The following is an 18,293-nucleotide window of genomic DNA, read 5'->3' as shown; positions in this document are numbered from 1 at the left end:
TTTGAAAACCTTAGCGGTCGTCGTCCTCGTCGTCTTGGGCGCCGCCCAGATCGTCGAAGAGTTCCGAGATCTCGAACTCGGCAGCCGCTTCTTCTTCAGCGGCCAGTTCCTGGATCGACTTGCCCGAAGCCTGCAGTTCAGCTTCTTCCTGCGAACGTGCGACGTTGATCGACACTTTCACGGACACTTCCGGGTGCAGGACGATGGTCACCGGGTGCAGACCCAGATCCTTGATCGGACGGTCCAGAACAACCAGGCTGCGGTCGACGGTGAAACCGTTGGCCGTGGCCGCGTCGGCGACGTCACGCGTGGTGACCGAACCGTAGAGAGCGCCGGCATCCGAAGCGGAGCGGATGACGATGAACTGCTGTCCGTCCAGCTTTTCGCCAACCGCCTCGGCTTCCTTGCGGGTTTCGAGGTTTTCGGTTTCCAGCTGTGCCTTGCGGGCTTCGAACGACTTGATGTTCATGTCGTTGGCGCGCAGCGCCTTGCCTTGCGGCAGCAGGAAGTTGCGGGCGTAGCCGTCCTTGACGGACACGACATCGCCCATCTGGCCCAGCTTGGCCACGCGTTGCAGAAGGATAACTTGCATCAGTCGATCCTCACTTCACAGCGTAGGGCAGCAGGGCGAGGAAGCGCGCGCGCTTGATCGCTGCGGCCAGCTTGCGCTGGTTCTTGGCCGAAACGGCCGTGATGCGCGACGGCACGATCTTGCCACGCTCGGAGATGTAGCGCTGAAGGGTGCGCGTGTCCTTGTAGTCGATCGCGGGTGCGTTCTCGCCCCCGAACGGATCGACTTTACGACGACGGAAAAACGGTTTGTTCGCCATGTGTCAGGTTCCTTTCAGGATCAACGACGGCCGCCGAAGCCGCCACGGTCACCGCGGTCGCCGCGATCACCACGGTCGGGGCGGTCGCCACGGCCTTCACGCTCGTCGCGCTTCTGCATCTGGACCGAGGGGCCCTCTTCGTGGGCGTCGACCTTGATGGTCAGGACGCGCATCACGTCGTCATGCAGGCGCATCAGGCGTTCCATTTCCTGCACGGCGGACGACGGTGCGTCCGAACGCAGCAGGGCGTAGTGGCCCTTGCGGTTCTTGTTGATCTTGTAGGCCATCGTCTTGACGCCCCAGTACTCGCTTTCGACGACCTTGCCGCCGTTGTCCGCCAGAACCGTGGAGAAGTGTTCGACAAGGCCTTCGGCCTGCGCGTTGGACAGGTCCTGACGCGAGATGAAGACATGCTCGTAAAGCGGCATGTGCACTCCTGTTCAGGGCGCATTTCATAGGACGGGCATCGCCTTTCCGCGACCCGTCCACGAGAGGCTGCGCCGGTTATCCGTGAATGCGGAAAGGAAGGGGCCTTATACACGCATCCTGCCGCCGCGCAAGTGTGCGTGGATCGGGGTATCCTGTTCGCGGGCGGACGTCGCCTGCCGCCGCTGGGTCGGTCATGTCTTTCCCCATGTACAGACGGAGCTTTCCCATGTTCAAGACCACTGCCTTCGCCCTTGCCGGCGGTGCGGCCCTCGCAGCCCCCCCCCCCAGGGCTAAACCTTCGACACCAGCCACAGCCAGGTCGTCTTCACCTACGAGCATCTTGGATTCTCCACGACGACGGGCATGTTCAGCGGCATTCAAGGCATGATCGACTTCGACGCCGACGCGCCGGCCGGCTCCTCGGTCGATGTCAGTTTCCCGGTCACCTCGCTGACCACGGGCGATGACGCCCGCACCAAGCACCTGCTGTCGCCCGACTTCTTCGGCGCCGAGGAAGCGCCGGAAGTAACCTTCAAGTCCACCTCCATCGATGTGACGGGCAACAAGACCGCGCTGATCACCGGCGATCTGACGATCCACGGCGTGACAAAAACCGTCGTGCTGGACACCGTGATGAACCAGCAGGGCCAGCACCCGATGATGGACAAGCCGTGGATGGGCTTCACCGCCACGGCGAAACTGCTGCGCAGCGATTTCGACATGGGCGCCTTCGTGCCCGCCGTCTCGGACGAGATCGAGGTGAAGCTCTCGGTCGAAGCGCAGGCCGCCGAGTGATCCCCGCGGCGCGCGGCGGGCTTTGCCGTCCGCGCGCCCTTCCCCGTTGCCTTGATCCCCTCCGCGGCGTAAGGACACGCCCATACCCCGGACAGGAAAAGGCCCGCGCGATGATCCCCCGCTATTCCCGCCCCGACATGGTCGCCATCTGGTCGCCCGAGACGAAATTCCGCATCTGGTACGAGATCGAGGCCCACGCCTGCGACGCGCAGGCCGATCTGGGCGTGATCCCGCGCGCCAATGCCGATGCCGTCTGGCGCGCCAAGGATGTCGAGTTCGACGTGGCCCGCATCGACGAAATCGAGGCCGTCACCAAGCATGACGTCATCGCCTTCCTGACCCATCTGGCGGAACATGTGGGCGCGGACGACGCCCGCTTCGTGCACCAGGGCATGACGTCGTCCGACGTTCTGGACACGACGCTGAACGTGCAGCTGGTGCGCGCGTCGGACCTGCTGCTGAAAGGCATGGACCGCGTGCTGGAGGCGCTGAAGACCCGCGCATTCGAGCACAAGGACACCGTCCGCATTGGCCGATCGCACGGCATCCACGCCGAGCCAACCACGATGGGCCTGACCTTCGCCCGCTTCTACGCCGAGATGGCGCGCGGCAAGAGCCGCCTTGAAGCTGCGCGCGAGGAAATCCGCACCGGCGCCATTTCCGGCGCCGTCGGCACCTTCGCCAACATCGACCCGGCGGTCGAGGAGCATGTCTGCGCCAAGATGGGCCTTCTGCCGGAGCCGATCTCCACCCAGGTGATCCCGCGCGACCGGCACGCCATGTTCTTCGCCACGCTGGGGGTCATCGCCAGCAGCATCGAGAACATCGCGATCGAAGTGCGCCACATGCAGCGGACCGAGGTTCTGGAGGCGGAGGAGTTCTTCTCTCCCGGTCAGAAGGGTTCGTCGGCCATGCCGCACAAGCGCAATCCGGTGCTGACGGAAAACCTGACCGGTCTGGCCCGCTTGGTCCGCATGTCCGTCGTTCCGGCGATGGAAAACGTGGCCCTGTGGCACGAACGCGACATCAGCCATTCCTCGGTCGAACGCGCGATCGGTCCGGACACGACCATCACCTTGGACTTCGCCCTGCACCGTCTGGCGGGCGTGATCGAAAAGCTGGTGATCTACCCGGACAACATGCTGGCCAACATGAACAAGTTCCGCGGCCTGGTGATGAGCCAGCGCGTGCTGCTGGCCCTGACGCAGGCCGGCGTGTCGCGTGAGGACAGCTATCGCCTTGTTCAGCGCAACGCGATGAAGGTCTGGGAACAGGGCGCCGACTTCAAGACCGAGCTTCTGGGCGATGCGGAGGTGACGGCGGCCTTGTCGCCGGCCGAGATCGAGGAGAAGTTCGACCTAGGCTATCACACCAAGCATGTCGACACGATCTTCAAGCGCGTCTTCGGTTAAGCCCGGCTAACGCCCTGTTAAGATACGACTGACATTCTGCCCCCGAAACGACGAAGGGGGCAGAATGTCTCAGGCCTTGGCCCAGATCCAACCGGCGCTGCGCGCCGTCCGCGTGCTGCCGCGCGCCCTGACGAAACGGCAGAAGGCCGCCGTGATCGTCCGGCTGCTGCTGTCCGAAGGCAGTCCCATCCCCATCACCGCCCTGCCCGAAGACATGCAGGCCGACCTGACGGAGGAGATGGGGCAGTTGCGGCTGGTGGACCGCGAAACCCTTGACGCCGTGGTGGTGGAGTTCGTGTCCGAACTGGAAGGCGTCGGGCTGGCCTTTCCGGGCGGCATGGAAGGCGCGCTGAAGGCGATGGACGGTCACATCTCCTCGGAAGCGGCCAGCCGGCTGCGGCGCGCGGGCGCGGGCCCGGCCGATCCGTGGGAACGCTTGAACGCCCTGCCCCCCGACAAGCTGCTGCCCGTGCTGGAGGAGGAGGCCGTGGAGGTCGCCGCCGTTGTGATCTCCAAGCTGCCGATCGACCGCGCGGCGGAGCTTCTGGGCAAGCTGCCCGGCGAACGGGCGCGGCGCGTGGCCTATGCGGTGTCGCAGACGGGGAACGTGGATCCGGCCACCGTGCGCCGGATCGGCCAGACCATCGCGCAGCAACTGGACGCCGAACCGCCGCGCGCCTTCGACAGCAAGCCCGGCGAACGGGTGGGCGCAATCCTGAACGTGGCGCGCAGCCACACCCGCGAAGACGTTCTGGCCGGGCTGGACGCCGAGGACGCCGTATTTTCGGCCGAGGTGCGCAAGTCGATCTTCACCTTCGCCCATGTGCCCGCCCGCGTTGCCCCGATCGACGTCCCGAAGGTGATGCGCGTGGTGGATCAGGGGTTGATGGTCACTGCCATGGCCGCCATGCCCGAGGTGGCGGAGTTCCTGCTGTCCCACCTGTCCCAACGCCTGGCGCAAACCTTCCGGGACGAGATCGCGGATCGTGGCCTTCCCCACGAAAAGGACGGCGAGGCGGCGATGACCGCCGTCATCGACGGCATCCGCCGCGCCGAAAAAGCGCGGGAGATCGCGCTGATCCAGTCCGAGGAACGTTGAAAGCGGCCCCCGAAGGGGCCGCGTTCAGATCGCAAGGGTCGTGAAGGGCCCCGGTCCGAAGCGGTCCGACACCTGCGCCACCGCCAGCGTAACGGCCCCGCCCCCATCCGCCTGCCGCATCGCGGCGGTGTAGGTCCATTCGGGCGCCGTGACGATCACCTCGCGCCGGATCTGGTCATCGGCGAGGATGCGGATCATGTAGGTCTCCGCCGTCTCGCCCAGCGGAACCTCGTAGGATTCCCAGCTGTCACCATCGATGCGCGTGCGACGCACCCATGTCGCCTTCACGTCGCCGGCGCCTGTCGCGCGCAGGTGACACGGCGCATAGGGTCGCAGGCCGACCCCTTCGAAGGCCAGCACCTCATGCACTGCCGTGGGGTCGTCATAGCCCCGCACCGCTGGAACGACACGGTAATGCCGCGCGAGGTTGCGGGACGCGGCGGGCAGTTCTACCTGCATCAACGCGTCGTCCAGCAGGACGACATAGCTGCCGGCAGGCCAGCCTTCCGCCGGAACGACCCCGTCCGTGCCCAGCTGCCCTCGCAGCCGCAGGCTCAGGTCATAGGTGCCCGCCGCGACAAGCGTCGCCTTGGCAAACTGGAACACCTCCCATGTCTGGCCGTTGCCGATGGCCATGGCGTTCGCGCCATTCAGCACCTCCAGCTCGGAAGCAGACGTCAGCGCACCGCCATGGACCTTCACGCGCAAGGGGTCGGACCGGTCCCACAGGTCGTTGCGCGCCGCGCCCAGCGCGCCTTCGGTGACGCCGATCACGGCCGCGCTTTCCAGCTGAATGTTCAGCGTGTAGCCCGCATCCTGCGCCGCGCTCCAAATTGCGACGCGGCCAGGCCAAGGGGTGGCCGTCACGGCGGCATGGGGGGCATGCGCCACCTCGTCCCCGCGCAGCAGGGGCAGGTCCAGGAACAGGGGGAAGGTCGGCACCGGCGCCACGAAGGCCTTCGGCACGATCCGCTCCTCCACCATGTCGGAAGGGGCATAGACATGTGGCTCCACCCGCGTCGCCTCAATCAGCTGCACGTCGCCCTTGTCCAGACGGTCGATCCGCCACAGCGCGTCGTTCAGCGTCACCACATCGCCCGCCCCGACCTCGACGGAATGCGGCAGCGCGAAACGGGCGGTGTCGCGGGCGACCCGCGCCTCGGCGAGCCAGCGTTCGGCCACGCCGCGCCCTTCCGCCGCCGTCAGCACCATCGGCAGATCGGTCTGAGAGACGGAGACCGTGCGTTCGTCCGGGAAGATCGCCTCCGCCTGACGGCTGCTGTAATCGCCCTCCGCCTCCGTGAAGGCCAGGCGGACATGGCCCGCCATCTCCGCCTCGGTCGCGCGGACGGTTTCCACGATGCCGTCCAGCTCGTCCGTGACCGCAAGACGGTCGGCCTCCAGCACAAGCCGGCTGATCCCGTCGCGCATGCGGAACACGAGACTTCCGTCCCGCTCCATCGCCTCGAACCCATGGGTCAGCATCAGGGGCTGAAGGGCGGAACGGGCATGACCCGTTTCTTCCACCGCATAGCCGCGCGTGATGCCGTAAAGTCCGGACGTGTCCGCCGTCACGCCGGATCGCGCGCAGATCTCCTGCACCACCTGCGCCAGGGGCTGCGAGGCGGCGCGGCCGTTCAGCCAGTGCCCGCGCGGATAGTTGTCCCCGTCCGACCACAGGTCGATCAGGTTGGGGAAGACCGGGAAGGGCCGCGCATCCCACGCCCAGACATGGGCATGATCCATGTCCACCATGGGCCCCACATACACCGAAGACACGGGATTGTTCGCCTCCTCCCCCCAGAAGTCGGCCATCGCGCGCAAATACTGCATCTGGATCAGGTCATCGCGCCGCCCGTCCGAGGCGCGGGGCAGAACGGACTCCGACGATTTGGGATCAAGGAACTTGTTTGGCTCGTTCGTGCCGCGGTTGATCGCGGCGCAGCCGTATTCGGTGAAGCGGATCGGCTTCGACTGGGGCTTCCAGGCCGTCGGCAGCGCGGCACGTACCCCGTCCCGCCGGTCATGATGCGGCATCGACCACCAGTTGCGGATGTCCTTGTAGCGGAACACCCACGGCTCGTTGAAGGCGCCATCCGTGATGGGCGTACGCGTCTGGGCCGCCAGCCCTTCGGGGCTGTCGTAATACCAGTCATACCCCTCCCCCCCGGCGATATTGGCCTTGAGGTAGTCGAGGTTGTAGATCGACCCCCAGCGCGCATCGGCATGATCCTGACTGTCACGCCAGTCCGACAGCGGCATGTAGTTGTCGATGCCCACGAAATCGATCGCCGGATCAGCCCACAGCGGGTCCAGGTGGAAGTAGACGTTCCCGTCGGCGTGATAGCCGAAATACTCGCTCCAGTCGGCGGCATAGCTGATCCTGGCACCCGGCAGGATCGCCCGAACCTCGGTCGCCAGCCGGCGCAGCTGTTCCACCGCGGGGAAGCGGTCCTCCGCCCCCCGGATCTGGGTCAGGGACCGCATCTCGGACCCGATGCAGAACGCATCCACCCCACCCGCCTTGGCGCACAGATGCGCGTAGTGCAGGATGAAGCGGCGATAGCGCCATTCGTCCGGACCGGAATAGCTGGTGCCGTCGAAATCGCCGACCTCCGCCGTCCCGAAAAAGCGCGCGACCTCCGCCTCCGCAGCCGCCGTCCGGTCGGGCGTACCCGCCTTTCCCGGCGCCAGGGAGGTGGTGATCCGCCCGCGCCAGGGCAGAACCGCCTGACCTTCCCCCCCGCTCCAGGGATCCGGCAGCGTGTTGCCGCCCATCTGCTCCATCAGGATGAAGGGATAGAACATGACCTCCCGGCCGCTGGCGCGGGTGGCGCGGATCGCCTCGATCACGGACTGGTCGGTCGGCGTGCCCCCATACACGGGACGTCCCGCTTCGGTCGGAACGGTCCGGGCGCGAGAACGGGGCACACCGGACACCTTCCACGCCATGTTCTCTGCGTCGATCCTGGTTTGTTCCACCTTCGGCGCGACCTCGCATTCGCCACAGCGCAGGTCCGACCCGAACCACGACACGACGAGAGAGACGGACCCCGCCCCGGGCAGTTCCGCCCCCAGCTGGTCCAGCGAGGTTTCCAGATCCGACCGCCCCGACGGCGTGTTCACGTTCACCGCCTCATAGGCGCCAAGACCGTAGTTCTGGCGCACATGGGTCGTGGCAAGCGAATACTCTCCCGTTCCGGGTATCATGGCGACCGCCTTCACCGCATTCTGCAGGGTCAGCCCCCCCGATGCGCGCAGCACCTCGAAGCTGAACTGCGGCACGCGGTTGCCATAGGCCGACAGCATCAGATCCTCGATCACCACATAAGCGATCCCGCGATAGGCGGGGGCCATGCCCTGTCCCTCCACCGCCTCGATCTTGGCATCGGGCAGTTGATCGGCAGCGCCGGTATACACGCGCATCGTCAGGTCCGCGGGAACGATCTCCACCCCGTCGGCCCAGATGCGCCCGACGGTGGAGATCTCCCCCTCGCACAGCGCCACGGCCAGGCTGACCGAATAGGAATACTGCGTCACCTTCTGCTGCTGCCCACCTTTCCCGCCGGCCGAGGTGCTTTTCTTGTGCTCCTTGAAGCGCGTGGCCCAGATGACCTGACCCGCCACCCGCGTGCGGCCATAAAGCTGCGGGATCGCCGCGCCTTCATTGGCCCCCATGATGCGGTAACGGTCCAGCCGCCCCGTTTCCACGACAGAGGAACCGCTGCCAAAGATGCGCTGATCCACCACCTGGCCCAGCGTGGCCCCCACGGCACGGCCGACGACGGCGCCCGACAGGCCAAGGACGGCCCCGCCAAAGCTGCCGCCGATGGCGGCCCCGGCGGAGGCAAGCAGAAGGGTGGCCATGTCAGGTCCTTTCAGGAAACGCGAAGCGGGCCACGAGACGGCGCGCCCAAGGGGTCGAAAGCGGGCTCTCGATGACCCCATGCCCCGTATAGGCATGGATGAACCGGGCGTCGCCGCTGAAGATGCCAAGATGCTTGGCCACGCCGCTGGCGCGCATGCGGAACAACAGCACGTCGCCGGTCTGCGGGCTCAGGTCCGGCTGCGGAACCAGCCAGCGCCCCGCCGCCCGCCACAGCACCTCGTCGCCCGAAGGCTCCGACCAGTCGGCCGTATAGGGCGGAACCATTTCCGGCTCCGCCCCCAGAACGTGACGCCACACCCCCCGCACCAGACCCAGACAGTCAGTGCCCGCCCCGCAGGTGTCGGCCTGATGCAGGTAGGGCGTGCCGATCCAACGCCGCGCCTCGGTCACATAGGGGTTCATAGGAACAGGCTCCCCCCATCATTCGACGCCCCCGAGGTGGGATAGGACGCCAGCCAGTCTTCTCCGGGAATGTGCGGAAAGCCTTGGAAGTTTTGAAGGTTCGCGAATTTCAGCCGGCACGTCTCGGCGCGGCGGTCACAACCCGTCTCGATCCGGACGCGATCACCGACGGCGATGGCGGGGCCCAGCGCCTGCCACAACTCCACCCGCCGCCCATCCGCGTGAAGCCGGTCGTTCTTGACCACGCCGATCACGCCTTCGGCCTGCCCCGACAGCACGCGGAACCGGCCGCGTTCGAACCATCTGTCCTCAAACGCGATCAAGGAACCAAAGGTGAACACGCGGCGATCCTCCACCGCTTCCACCGCCACCTCGGCCGCATAACCGGCTTTCGTCAAGTCCGCCCCGCACGCCTTGTCCCCCAGAACGGCGGAACAACCGCGCTGGAAGACCCGTCCCTGCGGCTGGTTCAGCAGATCGGCCAGCCCGCGAAGCTCGGCCTGAAACGCGCCGCCGGCCCGGGTGATGTCTCCGATCTGCCCGCGAAACTCCAGCCGGCGCTGGGCCACGTCCGCCCAGTTCACCAGCCAGCAGCGCACCTCGGCCCCGTCATAGCGGCCTGCCAAGATGTCCACCTCCGTCACGCCCCCCTCGGTCAGCGCACCCACGGCCTCGCTGTTGTCCACCGAAAGGCCGGTCGACTGCTGCAACGCCCGCGCCGTCACCCCGGTAGAGGCGAGGAACACCACCCCCTCGAACGCCAGATCCCGGTCGTGATCGGTAAAGCCCAGCGTCACGCCGTCCCGGCGCGTCACCGCCCAGGCACGGCACGTCGTCGTGGCGCCCAGCGCCAGATGCTCGGACAGGCTCATACCCGCACCTCCACGATCGGAACACTCGGCACCTCCCCCGCCTGAAACGAGGAAACGGAGGTCTGGATGCGGTCCGTATCAAACCGCACCGGCACGTCGAATTCGAATCCCGCGCGGATCTCGGCCCCTACGGCAGGCGCCAGGGCGAAGGTGATGGTGCCGGTCTGCACGTCGGCCGTGAAATCCAGCCCCGCCACCTTCGTGTCGCCGCCCAGCGCCACCTGCACCGTCCCCTCCACCAGCTTGGAGATCACGCGGTCATAACTCTGCGCACCGGACGGGTAGGTCTTCACCAGCTGGAACGTCGCCGTCTGCCCGTCCCCCCGCGCCACGAACTGGTCGCGCGGCCCGACCGTCCCCGACGGCAGGCAGGACTTGAAATCCGACCAGTCCTTCCAGCGGAACCCGTGCAGCCGCCCCTGCCGCGCCTCGAAGAACGCGATCAGCGAGGCCACATCATCCAACGACCGCAGCCCGAGGCCCGCGTCGTAATAACGCCGCGCATGGGCCCAAGGGGTGTTGCGCTCCTCGAACCCGTTGGCCAGCGTCACGATGTCCGTGCGCCGCTCTGGCCCGCCCACCGATCCGAAAGACAGGTTCGCCGGAAAACGTATCTCGTGAAATGCCATCTACCTGTTCCTTTGCCCGCGCGACAATGCCCGGCTGACCTGCGCCGCGATCTGCCCTTGGCTGCGCTGGAAGCCCGCCACGTCGGGCGTGTTTACGTTCATGGTGATGTTGACGGCCCGCCCGCCGCCCTGGGAGGCGACACCGAGCCGCCCATCCGCCCCGCGCGTCAGCGGCATGATCGCTTCCGGCCCCGCCTCGCCCATCAGGCCGGTCGCCCCGCGCATCGGAAAGCTTACCGGCGACGACACGACGCCACCCTTCGCGAACGGCATCACCCGCCCTTGGCTGAAGGCGCCGCCCTTGGCGAAGGGCATGGCATTCCCCATCAGCGCGTTCATCCCGCCCGTGATGAGAGAGCCCATCGCGTTCTCCACCGGCTTCGTCGCCGTCTTGTAGACGGCCTGCGTGATGGACTCGCCGATGGACTTCAACGCGGTCGACAGCTTGTCGCCGTCAAAGACCAGCCCGTTGAACGCGTTCCGGACACCCCCGCCGATGCTGCTCGACAGCCGTTCGGCCTCCCGGCCTGTGAAGGTCATCGTGTCGCGCATCCGCGACAGCTCGCCCTCAAAGGTGCCAACCATTCCGGACACCGAACCCAGCGTCGTTTCCAGCGCAATCACCTGTTCCTCAAGATCCTCGATCTCGGCCAAGGTCATCTCCTTTGTCGGGGAAAGCGCGGGCCAGTTCCTCCAGCCGCGCGCGGGAAAGCGGGGCCGCCTGCTCGGCCCCCAGCATGATCCGCAGTTCCAGGGGCGTGAGGCGCCAGAACTGGTCCGGTTGCAGGCCCAGACCGTGCAGCCCCGCCCGCATCAGGCCCGACCAGTCGATCATGGCAGGGCGAAGGCGCGCGCCAAAAGCAGCGCCGCCGACCGGGCGGCCTCCGCCGGCGCGATCTCCGCCGTCATCAGGTCCGAGGCCTGCCCCGACCAGCCGCCTCCCCGCAACCCGGCCACAACCACGGCCAGCACGTCGCGGGTGGTGAAGCGTCCCTCCTCGAACCGCTGGATCAGCGCGATCAGGCTGTCGGCCTGCAACACCGTCTCCAGCTCGGCCAGCGCCCCCAGCGTCAGCTTGGCCACATGGCGCTGCCCGTCGATGACCAGTGCCACCTCTCCGGCAAAGGGGTTCATGCCAGCGCCGTGAACGTCAGCGCCCCGGCCGAGGCCATGGTCATCTCGTACGTCGCCTCGCCATTGTAGCTGCCGGCATATTCGATTGCGGTGATCATGAACGCGCCCTGCACGACGCCGAAACCCGGAATGACCACCTGAAAGTTCGGCACCTCGCCATCAAAGAAGATCTGCCGCGCCCGTTCATCCGTCGCGGCATCCCGAAACACTCCGGACCCGGACAGCGAGGCCGAACGCACTCCCGCCCCGCCCAGCAACTCCCGCCAGCCGCCGCTGCTTTCCAGGCTCGTGACATCCACCGTCTCGGCGTTGAAGCTGATGCGCGAGGCCCGCAGCCCCGCCACCGTCTCGAACTGCCCGTCGCCCGTCATGTCCAGCTTGATCAGCAGGTCTTTTCCGTTCTGAACGGCCATCTACGCCTCTCCTGTGCTGTCTTCGACCCTCGCTCGGAAGGTCAGGTCGATGCGGCGGGTGCGTCCGGCGTCCAGACGCCGCGCCACCGCCCGGTCGAACCACAGGGCCGCGATCCGGCCCCGCGTCATCTGCATCGGAGGGGTCAGCGCGTCGCAGATCGCCCCCGCCACCCCCTTGGCCCGCAAAAATCCTTCGGCATCGGACACAACGCTCAGCACCAGCCGGTGCTCGGCCCCGGCGCCGCTCTTGTCGGAACGGTCCCGCACATCCTCGGGCCCGATCAAAACCCAGGTGCCCGGCTCCCCGTCCGGCGCGGCGTCCAGAACCGGCACATCCAGCGCCGCCGTCAGACGCCCGTGGATCGCGGCCTGAAGCGCCGCCGCGGTGGTATAGCTCACAGCTCACCCTCCGCATGGCAGGTCAGGACCCGTTCCTCCTCGGTCACCCCCAGGATGGGAAACACCCGGTCCCCCACGCGAAACCGCTGTCCGACCACGGGGCGCGAAGGCGCATCCACCGCCGCCGCCCGCACCCGCACCTTCAGGGCCACAACGCCGTCCCGTACAGCCCCCGCCTGAACGTCCGCCCAAAGCGTGCCCAGCGCGGCCCAAGTCCGGCTGCGCCCACCGGCGCCGTCCGGCACGTCGACGGGGGCTTCCAGAACCAGCGCGCGATTCATCCGCATATCGCACCTCCCGACACGCGCACGATCCGCCAACGTTCGATCAAGGTTGCGACCTGCATCGGCAAGGCCGACACGCGCAGCCCGGCCTCATGGCGCACCTCGTAATATTCCGCCGCCAGCAGCATCACGGCCTGCGTCAGATCCGCCGGCACCGCATCCCAAGCCCCGAAACCGGCGGTGAACACGATCTCGGCCGTCTTCCCCTCGGGGATCGCGGGAAGGCCCGACCGGCCCACCAGGCGCGGACGGTGCATATCCTGCGCCAGCCACCACGCCGCCGGCGCCACCTCGGCACCACCCACGCGCAGCGCCTGAACCGACAACACGGGTGCCAAGGGCAAGGCCTGCGACACGCCATCCCGCCACCGGTTCAGCACCAGACGGAAGGACCGCGCGATCAGCGCCTTCCCGATCCGCCCCTCGACGGCGGCGAGGGCCGCGCGCAGATGGCTTTCCACAAGACGATCCTGCAAACCGTCATCCGCGAACCCGGTGCCCAGTCGCAGATGCTCCTTCAGTGCGGCGATGGGCAGCGCCTGGGCCGCGACCGGACGTTCCTCGATCAGGTTCATCGCAACTCCTCAATGTTGAAAGGGGGGCGCCGCCACCGCACCGCTCGAACGGAGGGGACAGCTGGAAAGCACGGTGGCGGCGCCCATTCACGAACCTCTTACGAGGTCGCGAATTTCAGCAGCTTGATCGCCGCGTAATCGGTGACGTTGCCGCCGACGCGCTTGGTGGCGTAGAACAGCACGTGCGGCTTGGCCGAGAAGGGATCGCGCAGCAGACGCAGATCCGGACGCTCGGCGATGGTGTAACCGGCCGCGAAATCACCAAAGGCGATCGCATAGGCGTTGGCCGCGATGTCGGGCATGTCCTCGCAGATCAGCACCGGATAGCCCATCAGGTGCGCGGGCTGGCCTGCCGCCAGACCATCCGACCACAGGAAGCGGCCATCGGCGTCCTTCATCTTGCGCACGGCACCGGCGGTTTTCGAATTCATGACGAAGTTCGCGTTCGCCCGGTACTGCGCCTGCAGCGAATAGACCAGGTTCACGATGCAATCCGCCGGGTTGGTCGAAGCGAAGTCCGACGCCGCACCCGAGGTGACATAGCCAAGGCTGCCCCACGTCCAGGAGGCGTTCGCCACCTTCGCCGCCGTCAGGAAGCCGGTCGGCTTGTCCACGCCGTCACCCGACACGAAGGCCGCCGATTCCGCCCGCATGAAGCGCGTGGCGATCTTGCCGGCCAGCCAGCCTTCCACGTCGAAGGCGCTGTCATCCAGCAAGCGCTGGCTCGCCTTCGGCATGGCCGACAGCTCGTGCAGACGGATGGAAATGCGCTCGATCGCCGGCGTCGCCGTCTCCGTCAGGCCTGCGGTCTCGGTGGCCCAGCCCGAACCCACTTCCGAACGGTCGATCAGCACGTCGTAGGAACTGGCCTCCACGTTCACCACGTTGGCGATGGCGCGGATGGATGCAGTGGACACCAGCATCGAACGGATCGTCTCCGCCGTGCGCGGATCGACCAGATAACCGCCATCCGCCGCGACCGAGGTGCTCAGCGCCTTGCCTTCCAGCGCCAGGCCACGCAGCCCGTCATCGTCGCCCGAACGCAGATAGGCGTTGAAGGCCTTCTGATGCGGCACCTCGACCTCGGCGGCGGTGGAAAGGGCCGGGCGGCCATAGGACATCGTCTTGGCGTTCAGCATGGTCAGTCGCTCTTCCTGTTTTTGAAGCGATTTGGATACGTCGGTCTTGAAGCCTTTGAGTTCATTGATGAACCCACTCATGGCCACGGCCATTTCGGCAGCCGGATCTTCCCCGGCCCGTGACTTCGTCTCGGTCATTTCACCCTCCATTGTCGTGAAATCCTCAGCGGGCGGCGATCTCGGCCGTCGCCTCGCGGATCACGGCGGCGACCTGGCGCCAGCCGTGGAAATCGTCGCTCTTGGCCTGTACGCGGGCTTCCACCTGCATCGGGAAGGTCACAAGCGACACCTCCCACAGATCCAGCTCCGCCAACTGCCGGCCCTTGGCATCCCGTTCGGCCCGCACGGTGCGATAGCCGATGGACAGACCGTCGATGGCCCCGGCGTCCAGCAACGCGATCGCCTCGCGGCCCCGCGCCACCTCGGACAGGATGCGGCCCTTCACGAACAGGCCGGTCCCATCCTCGCGCACCTCGTCCCAGACGCCGATGGGCTCGCCCGCATCGTGCTGCCACAGCATCTTCACGCGCCGGTCACCCAGCCGCGCCAGGCTGCCGCCATAGGCGCCGGGCAGAACCACGTCGCCCCCCTGGTCGCGCAACCCGAACCGCGAGGCATAGCCCTCGATCACGCCGCCCCGCACCTCCAGCGTGCCGGTGGCGTGGAACTTGCGCTCGGGCGCTCCGTAAATCTCGTTCATCCTCACCTCATCGCCGATTGGATCAGCGCTTCCGCCCCTTGCGTCAGCAGAAACGCCGCGACACCGTACACCCCCAGCCAGACGCGCCGCTCCAGCCGGTCCAGCGTGCCCTCGATCTGGACAAGACGGTATTCCAGCCCCGTCCAGCGTTGCTCGGACACGCGCTCATTCGCCTCGATGCGCGCCGAGGCCGCATCGAAACTGTCGTACAAAAAGCGCGATCCGGTTTCCCTCATTCCTCCGGAACCCTCGGCAGCCCCAGAAGCATCCGCTTCTCGGCCACGGTCAGGAAGTCCGCCTCGCCCACGCGCGCCCATTGCTGATCACGCTCCGCCGCCAAGGCCGGCACCTGATCCAGATCCGGCCGCAACTCGACCTCCTCGCCACTGAACGACGACAACCAGTGCGACACCGCCGCCCCCACCTTCGCCGCCAAGGGCAACACCGTCAGCCGATAGAAGGCACGGTTCGCTTCCTGATAGTTGGCATAGGTCGCATCTCCCGGAATCCCCAGGATCATGGGCGGCACCCCGAAGGCGATGGCAATCTCGCGCGCCGCCGCCAGTTTCGTCTCGTGGAACTCCATGTCCGACGGGCTGAACCCCATTGGCTTCCAGTCAAGCCCACCTTCCAGAAGCATCGGCCGCCCGGCATTGCGCGCGCCCTGATGGTTCATCTCGATCTCGGTCACCAGCCGGTCGTACTGGTCCGTCGACAGCGCGCCCTGTCCATCCACGCCCTTGTAGATGATGGCCCCCGACGGCCGCGCCGCATTGTCCAGCAATGCCTTCGACCACCGAGAGGCCGAGTTGTGGACATCCAGCGCCACCGCCGCCGCCTGCATCGGCGACAGCCCGTAATGGTCGTCCTGCGGGTGGAAGCTCTTGATATGGCAGATCGGCTGGAAGCCCCCCGTCATGTCGAACCGCAGGCTCCGCCCCGCCACCGTGTAGTCGTAGGCGACAGGCCAACCGTCCGGCCCCGGCACCAGGCTCATCCGGTCGGACCGCAGCACGTGCAGCTCGCCCGGCAGCAGCGCCCCTGGAACCGCCTCAAGATAGGCATTGCCCGACAGAAGAAGCTGCGCGTACAAGGCCTCGAACCATTCGGCCCGCCCCATCGCCGCATTCGGCCGGCGCATCAGGTCCAGAACCGGATGCAGGTCGTAACGCCGCTCCGCATCCTGCAATACAAGCGGCAGCGCCGCCGCCGCTTCCGAGATCAGCTTCACCGCCCGGAACGCGATCGGATTCGCCTGAAACCCGGTCTTCGTCAGGCTCACCGTGTCGCGCGGGCTCCACGCCACGCGCCCCGAACTCTGATACGAGATCACGGGCCCGGTGGCCGAGGCCTTCGCCTCCGGCACCTGCGCCGCGCCCCGCTTCAGGAAATCGAACATCCGCACCTCCATCCGGGCAAGCCGCCTCCGGCCCGCGCCAAGGGGGCGCGGCCGCTTCGTCTTCGTTGTCAGAACCGGACTTCCTTGTCCGTTGAAGGCAATCTACGGCGAAAGGGTTAACGCCGCTTAAGACCTCCGCGCGGTGCCCTACAGTCCTCGGATCTGCGGCCGCCGATAGACCGTGGACGGCTCTACCATCAGCTCCCACACCGCCCAGACCAGCGCATCCACCCGGTCGGGCGAGCCCTTCCCGTCATAGCCCCGCACCGTCATGCGACACATCTGGTCTTCCAGCCGCGCCAATCCCCGCAAGTGCTTCACCCGCCCCTGCTCATAAAGCGCCGCGATCGGCTCCGCCCGCGCCACCTTGCCTTTGGTTGCCCGCACCGCCCGGAACGGCACCAGCGGATCGATCTGCCGAATCACGGTCTCCACCAGATCGCCCCCCTGGTTCACCTCTGCCACAAGCCGGTCCGCCCCATGCCGCTCCATGGCTGCCAAAGCCGCCCGCGCCCAGGCATCCGGACTCGCCGCCGTGACGCTCGCATCCTCCAGCACCACGGCGCGCCAGTTCTGCGGCGGACCCTCCGTCACCGCCCCCACGACCACGATCCCGCATTCGTCCGATCCCGCATGCCCTGTCACCGGCGGATCCACCGCCACCACGATACGGTCCAGCTTCGGCGCCCGGTCCAGACGTCCCGCCTCCAGCGCCGGCGTCGTCCACAAGGCCCCCTCCACATCCTCCAGCAAAACGCCATCCAGCTCCTGCCGCCCCAACCGCGTGCCTTCGTAACGTGCCCGCACTTCTTCCAGGAAGCTCGCCGCCAACCAGGCACGGTTCGCCTCCGTTGGCGCATGCGTTACCACGGTGGAGGGGTTCTTCAGGATCGTCTTCAACACCCCCACATTGCGTGGCGTGGTCGTGATCACCTGCCGCGGATGATCCCCCAGCCGCAGCGCGAACTGCAGCATGTCCCAGGTTTCCTCGGCCTTCTTCCACTTGGCCAGCTCGTCCACCCAGGCCGCGTCGAATTGCGGCCCGCGCAAGCTCTCCGGCTCATGCGCCGAAAACACCTGCGCCACCGCCCCGTTCGGCCAGACCAGCCGCCGCCGCCCTGCCTCCCAAACGGGCCGCCGGTCTGGGGGCGAACAGGCAAGGATCCCGCTTTCCCCGAACACCATCACCTCGCGCACCTGGTCGATGGTTTCCCCCACCAGCGCCACGCGGTGCGAACGGCCAGGGTCGGTCGGCCGTGCCCCCTCCACCTCCGCCCGCACCCATTCGGAACCGGCGCGGGTCTTCCCCGCCCCGCGCCCTCCCATGATCACCCAGCTCTTCCACGCGCCGTCGGGCGGCAGCTGATGCGCCAGCGCCCAGAAGTCGAACAGCCACGGCAATGCCATCAGCGCATTGTCCTCCAGCCCACCCAGAAACGCATCCACCTCATCCTGCGTCGCGGAGGCGAGCCAGGCGCCGCCCGATCTCATCGCGTGCGGCCCCAAGGTCGAGGACGTGGTCGCTGACGACGTCGCCAGTCTGCTTGCGAAGTTTCTCAACCCGTGTCCTTTCATCCATCACCATCTGGAACGCGGCGCGCAGGTCCTTCACGGCCCGCACCGCCCCCGCCACTTCTCCCAGATCGCCTTCGCTGACGCGGCGCGTGGCCACGGCAAGCTCCTCGGCAACCTCGCGATAAAGCCTCTCAGTCTCCGCAAGCAGATCCACTCGCGAAGCTTCTCCGATGGAGAGATCCATGTTCATGCCCGTCCCGCCTCTCATGCTGCCCGCACGAGCCAATGAAAAAACGGCCCGCGGGGTCACCCCCGAGGCCGTTCGTCCAGTCTTCCAGCATGCAAGAAGGAATACCCCAAACCGCGCGCAAAGTCAAA

General features: G+C 67.0%; 22 protein-coding genes and 1 pseudogene. 3 read left to right on the top strand and 20 right to left on the bottom strand.

All coding sequences use genetic code 11. The features are described from left to right. Positions 1-10 precede the first annotated feature (10 nt). Genes rplI through rpsF form a run of 3 tightly spaced genes read right to left on the bottom strand, consistent with a single transcriptional unit; the run spans position 11 to position 1,258 of the window. On the bottom strand, positions 11-592 hold the full coding sequence (gene rplI, locus ACSHZY_RS09790; RefSeq protein ID WP_435168592.1) for a 50S ribosomal protein L9: 582 nt from the start codon (positions 590-592) through the stop codon (positions 11-13). A gap of 10 nt (positions 593-602) precedes the next feature. Next, positions 603-830 (bottom strand): 30S ribosomal protein S18, encoded by a 228-nt coding sequence (gene rpsR / locus ACSHZY_RS09785; RefSeq protein ID WP_136682342.1) that lies wholly within the window; start codon positions 828-830, stop codon positions 603-605. Between the two features lie 20 nt (positions 831-850). Continuing rightward, entirely contained in the window at positions 851-1,258 is a 408-nt protein-coding gene (gene rpsF, locus ACSHZY_RS09780; RefSeq protein ID WP_435168588.1) for a 30S ribosomal protein S6, read from the bottom strand. A 355-nt stretch (positions 1,259-1,613) separates the two neighbouring features. Between rpsF and ACSHZY_RS09775 the strand changes: the two are divergent. The 3 genes and pseudogenes from ACSHZY_RS09775 to ACSHZY_RS09765 form a co-directional block, all read left to right on the top strand. Then, positions 1,614-2,054 (top strand): annotated as a pseudogene (locus ACSHZY_RS09775) (YceI family protein); the annotation flags it as partial. Positions 2,055-2,164: 110 nt separating this feature from the next. Next, positions 2,165-3,466, top strand: a complete 1,302-nt coding sequence (purB, locus tag ACSHZY_RS09770; protein ID WP_435168586.1) for an adenylosuccinate lyase — start codon at positions 2,165-2,167, stop codon at positions 3,464-3,466. Positions 3,467-3,530: 64 nt separating this feature from the next. Further along, entirely contained in the window at positions 3,531-4,565 is a 1,035-nt protein-coding gene (locus ACSHZY_RS09765; protein ID WP_435168584.1) for a FliG C-terminal domain-containing protein, read from the top strand. 24 nt (positions 4,566-4,589) lie between these two features. On the opposite strand, the gene ACSHZY_RS09760 is transcribed toward ACSHZY_RS09765, so the two are convergent. The 17 genes from ACSHZY_RS09760 to ACSHZY_RS09680 form a co-directional block, all read right to left on the bottom strand. Beyond that, the gene (locus tag ACSHZY_RS09760) at positions 4,590-8,432 is read right to left on the bottom strand and encodes a baseplate multidomain protein megatron (protein ID WP_435168582.1); all 3,843 of its coding nucleotides are present in this window, start codon (positions 8,430-8,432) and stop codon (positions 4,590-4,592) included. Between the two features lies 1 nt (position 8,433). Then, on the bottom strand, positions 8,434-8,856 hold the full coding sequence (locus ACSHZY_RS09755; RefSeq protein WP_435168579.1) for an NlpC/P60 family protein: 423 nt from the start codon (positions 8,854-8,856) through the stop codon (positions 8,434-8,436). Continuing rightward, a complete protein-coding gene (locus tag ACSHZY_RS09750; protein ID WP_435168578.1) occupies positions 8,853-9,728 on the bottom strand; it encodes a DUF2163 domain-containing protein in 876 nt (291 codons plus the stop codon). Before ACSHZY_RS09750 ends, ACSHZY_RS09755 begins: the two co-directional genes overlap by 4 nt. Next, positions 9,725-10,357, bottom strand: a complete 633-nt coding sequence (locus tag ACSHZY_RS09745; protein WP_435168576.1) for a phage distal tail protein, Rcc01695 family — start codon at positions 10,355-10,357, stop codon at positions 9,725-9,727. Before ACSHZY_RS09745 ends, ACSHZY_RS09750 begins: the two co-directional genes overlap by 4 nt. Beyond that, positions 10,358-11,011, bottom strand: a complete 654-nt coding sequence (locus ACSHZY_RS09740; protein ID WP_435168574.1) for a phage tail tape measure protein — start codon at positions 11,009-11,011, stop codon at positions 10,358-10,360. Beyond that, on the bottom strand, positions 10,989-11,192 hold the full coding sequence (locus tag ACSHZY_RS09735; protein ID WP_435168572.1) for a rcc01693 family protein: 204 nt from the start codon (positions 11,190-11,192) through the stop codon (positions 10,989-10,991). The genes ACSHZY_RS09740 and ACSHZY_RS09735 overlap by 23 nt, the downstream gene beginning before the upstream one ends. Further along, positions 11,189-11,491 carry a gene transfer agent family protein gene (locus tag ACSHZY_RS09730; protein ID WP_435168570.1) on the bottom strand — a complete coding sequence of 101 codons (303 nt, stop codon included), beginning with the start codon at positions 11,489-11,491 and terminating at the stop codon, positions 11,189-11,191. The genes ACSHZY_RS09735 and ACSHZY_RS09730 overlap by 4 nt, the downstream gene beginning before the upstream one ends. Beyond that, complete coding sequence (locus tag ACSHZY_RS09725; protein WP_435168568.1) at positions 11,488-11,904, bottom strand: phage major tail protein, TP901-1 family; 417 nt, start codon at positions 11,902-11,904, stop codon at positions 11,488-11,490. Before ACSHZY_RS09725 ends, ACSHZY_RS09730 begins: the two co-directional genes overlap by 4 nt. Continuing rightward, entirely contained in the window at positions 11,905-12,303 is a 399-nt protein-coding gene (locus ACSHZY_RS09720; protein WP_435168566.1) for a DUF3168 domain-containing protein, read from the bottom strand. Further along, positions 12,300-12,590, bottom strand: coding sequence for a head-tail adaptor protein (locus tag ACSHZY_RS09715; RefSeq protein ID WP_435168564.1), 291 nt, complete (start codon positions 12,588-12,590; stop codon positions 12,300-12,302). The genes ACSHZY_RS09720 and ACSHZY_RS09715 overlap by 4 nt, the downstream gene beginning before the upstream one ends. Then, positions 12,581-13,162: a head-tail connector protein gene (locus tag ACSHZY_RS09710; RefSeq protein ID WP_435168562.1), complete on the bottom strand. Its 582-nt coding sequence runs from the start codon at positions 13,160-13,162 to the stop codon at positions 12,581-12,583. The genes ACSHZY_RS09715 and ACSHZY_RS09710 overlap by 10 nt, the downstream gene beginning before the upstream one ends. Positions 13,163-13,260: 98 nt before the next feature. Next, positions 13,261-14,439, bottom strand: coding sequence for a phage major capsid protein (locus ACSHZY_RS09705; RefSeq protein WP_435168561.1), 1,179 nt, complete (start codon positions 14,437-14,439; stop codon positions 13,261-13,263). A gap of 25 nt (positions 14,440-14,464) precedes the next feature. Next, positions 14,465-15,001 carry an HK97 family phage prohead protease gene (locus tag ACSHZY_RS09700; protein ID WP_435168559.1) on the bottom strand — a complete coding sequence of 179 codons (537 nt, stop codon included), beginning with the start codon at positions 14,999-15,001 and terminating at the stop codon, positions 14,465-14,467. Between the two features lie 2 nt (positions 15,002-15,003). Then, positions 15,004-15,237 (bottom strand): GTA head formation protein, RCAP_rcc01685 family, encoded by a 234-nt coding sequence (locus ACSHZY_RS09695; protein WP_271973638.1) that lies wholly within the window; start codon positions 15,235-15,237, stop codon positions 15,004-15,006. After that, positions 15,234-16,400 carry a phage portal protein gene (locus ACSHZY_RS09690; protein ID WP_435168558.1) on the bottom strand — a complete coding sequence of 389 codons (1,167 nt, stop codon included), beginning with the start codon at positions 16,398-16,400 and terminating at the stop codon, positions 15,234-15,236. The genes ACSHZY_RS09695 and ACSHZY_RS09690 overlap by 4 nt, the downstream gene beginning before the upstream one ends. Positions 16,401-16,547: 147 nt before the next feature. Then, positions 16,548-17,891, bottom strand: a complete 1,344-nt coding sequence (locus ACSHZY_RS09685; protein ID WP_435168556.1) for a DNA-packaging protein — start codon at positions 17,889-17,891, stop codon at positions 16,548-16,550. Continuing rightward, positions 17,848-18,165 carry a hypothetical protein gene (locus tag ACSHZY_RS09680; RefSeq protein WP_435168554.1) on the bottom strand — a complete coding sequence of 106 codons (318 nt, stop codon included), beginning with the start codon at positions 18,163-18,165 and terminating at the stop codon, positions 17,848-17,850. The genes ACSHZY_RS09685 and ACSHZY_RS09680 overlap by 44 nt, the downstream gene beginning before the upstream one ends. Positions 18,166-18,293: the final 128 nt, after the last annotated feature.

Source organism: Falsirhodobacter sp. 1013 (genome assembly GCF_051195255.1).
Classification (GTDB): Bacteria; Pseudomonadota; Alphaproteobacteria; order Rhodobacterales; family Rhodobacteraceae; genus Falsirhodobacter.
The sequence above is the reverse complement of the archived record's forward strand: the minus strand, read 5'-3'. Positions and strand labels throughout refer to the sequence as shown.

Bases quoted from the DNA above. Each gene is read 5' to 3' on its own strand.
- ACSHZY_RS09765 (WP_435168584.1), top strand. From the start codon at position 3,531: ATGTCTCAGGCCTTGGCCCAGATCCAACCGGCGCTGCGCGCCGTCCGC.
- ACSHZY_RS09715 (WP_435168564.1), bottom strand. From the start codon at position 12,590: ATGCGGATGAATCGCGCGCTGGTTCTGGAAGCCCCCGTCGACGTGCCG.
- ACSHZY_RS09685 (WP_435168556.1), bottom strand. From the start codon at position 17,891: ATGAGATCGGGCGGCGCCTGGCTCGCCTCCGCGACGCAGGATGAGGTG.
- ACSHZY_RS09695 (WP_271973638.1), bottom strand. From the start codon at position 15,237: ATGAGGGAAACCGGATCGCGCTTTTTGTACGACAGTTTCGATGCGGCC.
- ACSHZY_RS09710 (WP_435168562.1), bottom strand. From the start codon at position 13,162: ATGAACCTGATCGAGGAACGTCCGGTCGCGGCCCAGGCGCTGCCCATC.
- purB (WP_435168586.1), top strand. From the start codon at position 2,165: ATGATCCCCCGCTATTCCCGCCCCGACATGGTCGCCATCTGGTCGCCC.
- ACSHZY_RS09750 (WP_435168578.1), bottom strand. From the start codon at position 9,728: ATGAGCCTGTCCGAGCATCTGGCGCTGGGCGCCACGACGACGTGCCGT.
- rplI (WP_435168592.1), bottom strand. From the start codon at position 592: ATGCAAGTTATCCTTCTGCAACGCGTGGCCAAGCTGGGCCAGATGGGC.
- rpsF (WP_435168588.1), bottom strand. From the start codon at position 1,258: ATGCCGCTTTACGAGCATGTCTTCATCTCGCGTCAGGACCTGTCCAAC.
- ACSHZY_RS09690 (WP_435168558.1), bottom strand. From the start codon at position 16,400: ATGTTCGATTTCCTGAAGCGGGGCGCGGCGCAGGTGCCGGAGGCGAAG.
- ACSHZY_RS09735 (WP_435168572.1), bottom strand. From the start codon at position 11,192: ATGATCGACTGGTCGGGCCTGATGCGGGCGGGGCTGCACGGTCTGGGC.
- ACSHZY_RS09755 (WP_435168579.1), bottom strand. From the start codon at position 8,856: ATGAACCCCTATGTGACCGAGGCGCGGCGTTGGATCGGCACGCCCTAC.
- ACSHZY_RS09725 (WP_435168568.1), bottom strand. From the start codon at position 11,904: ATGGCCGTTCAGAACGGAAAAGACCTGCTGATCAAGCTGGACATGACG.
- ACSHZY_RS09745 (WP_435168576.1), bottom strand. From the start codon at position 10,357: ATGGCATTTCACGAGATACGTTTTCCGGCGAACCTGTCTTTCGGATCG.
- ACSHZY_RS09730 (WP_435168570.1), bottom strand. From the start codon at position 11,491: ATGAACCCCTTTGCCGGAGAGGTGGCACTGGTCATCGACGGGCAGCGC.
- ACSHZY_RS09700 (WP_435168559.1), bottom strand. From the start codon at position 15,001: ATGAACGAGATTTACGGAGCGCCCGAGCGCAAGTTCCACGCCACCGGC.
- ACSHZY_RS09760 (WP_435168582.1), bottom strand. From the start codon at position 8,432: ATGGCCACCCTTCTGCTTGCCTCCGCCGGGGCCGCCATCGGCGGCAGC.
- rpsR (WP_136682342.1), bottom strand. From the start codon at position 830: ATGGCGAACAAACCGTTTTTCCGTCGTCGTAAAGTCGATCCGTTCGGG.
- ACSHZY_RS09705 (WP_435168561.1), bottom strand. From the start codon at position 14,439: ATGACCGAGACGAAGTCACGGGCCGGGGAAGATCCGGCTGCCGAAATG.
- ACSHZY_RS09680 (WP_435168554.1), bottom strand. From the start codon at position 18,165: ATGAACATGGATCTCTCCATCGGAGAAGCTTCGCGAGTGGATCTGCTT.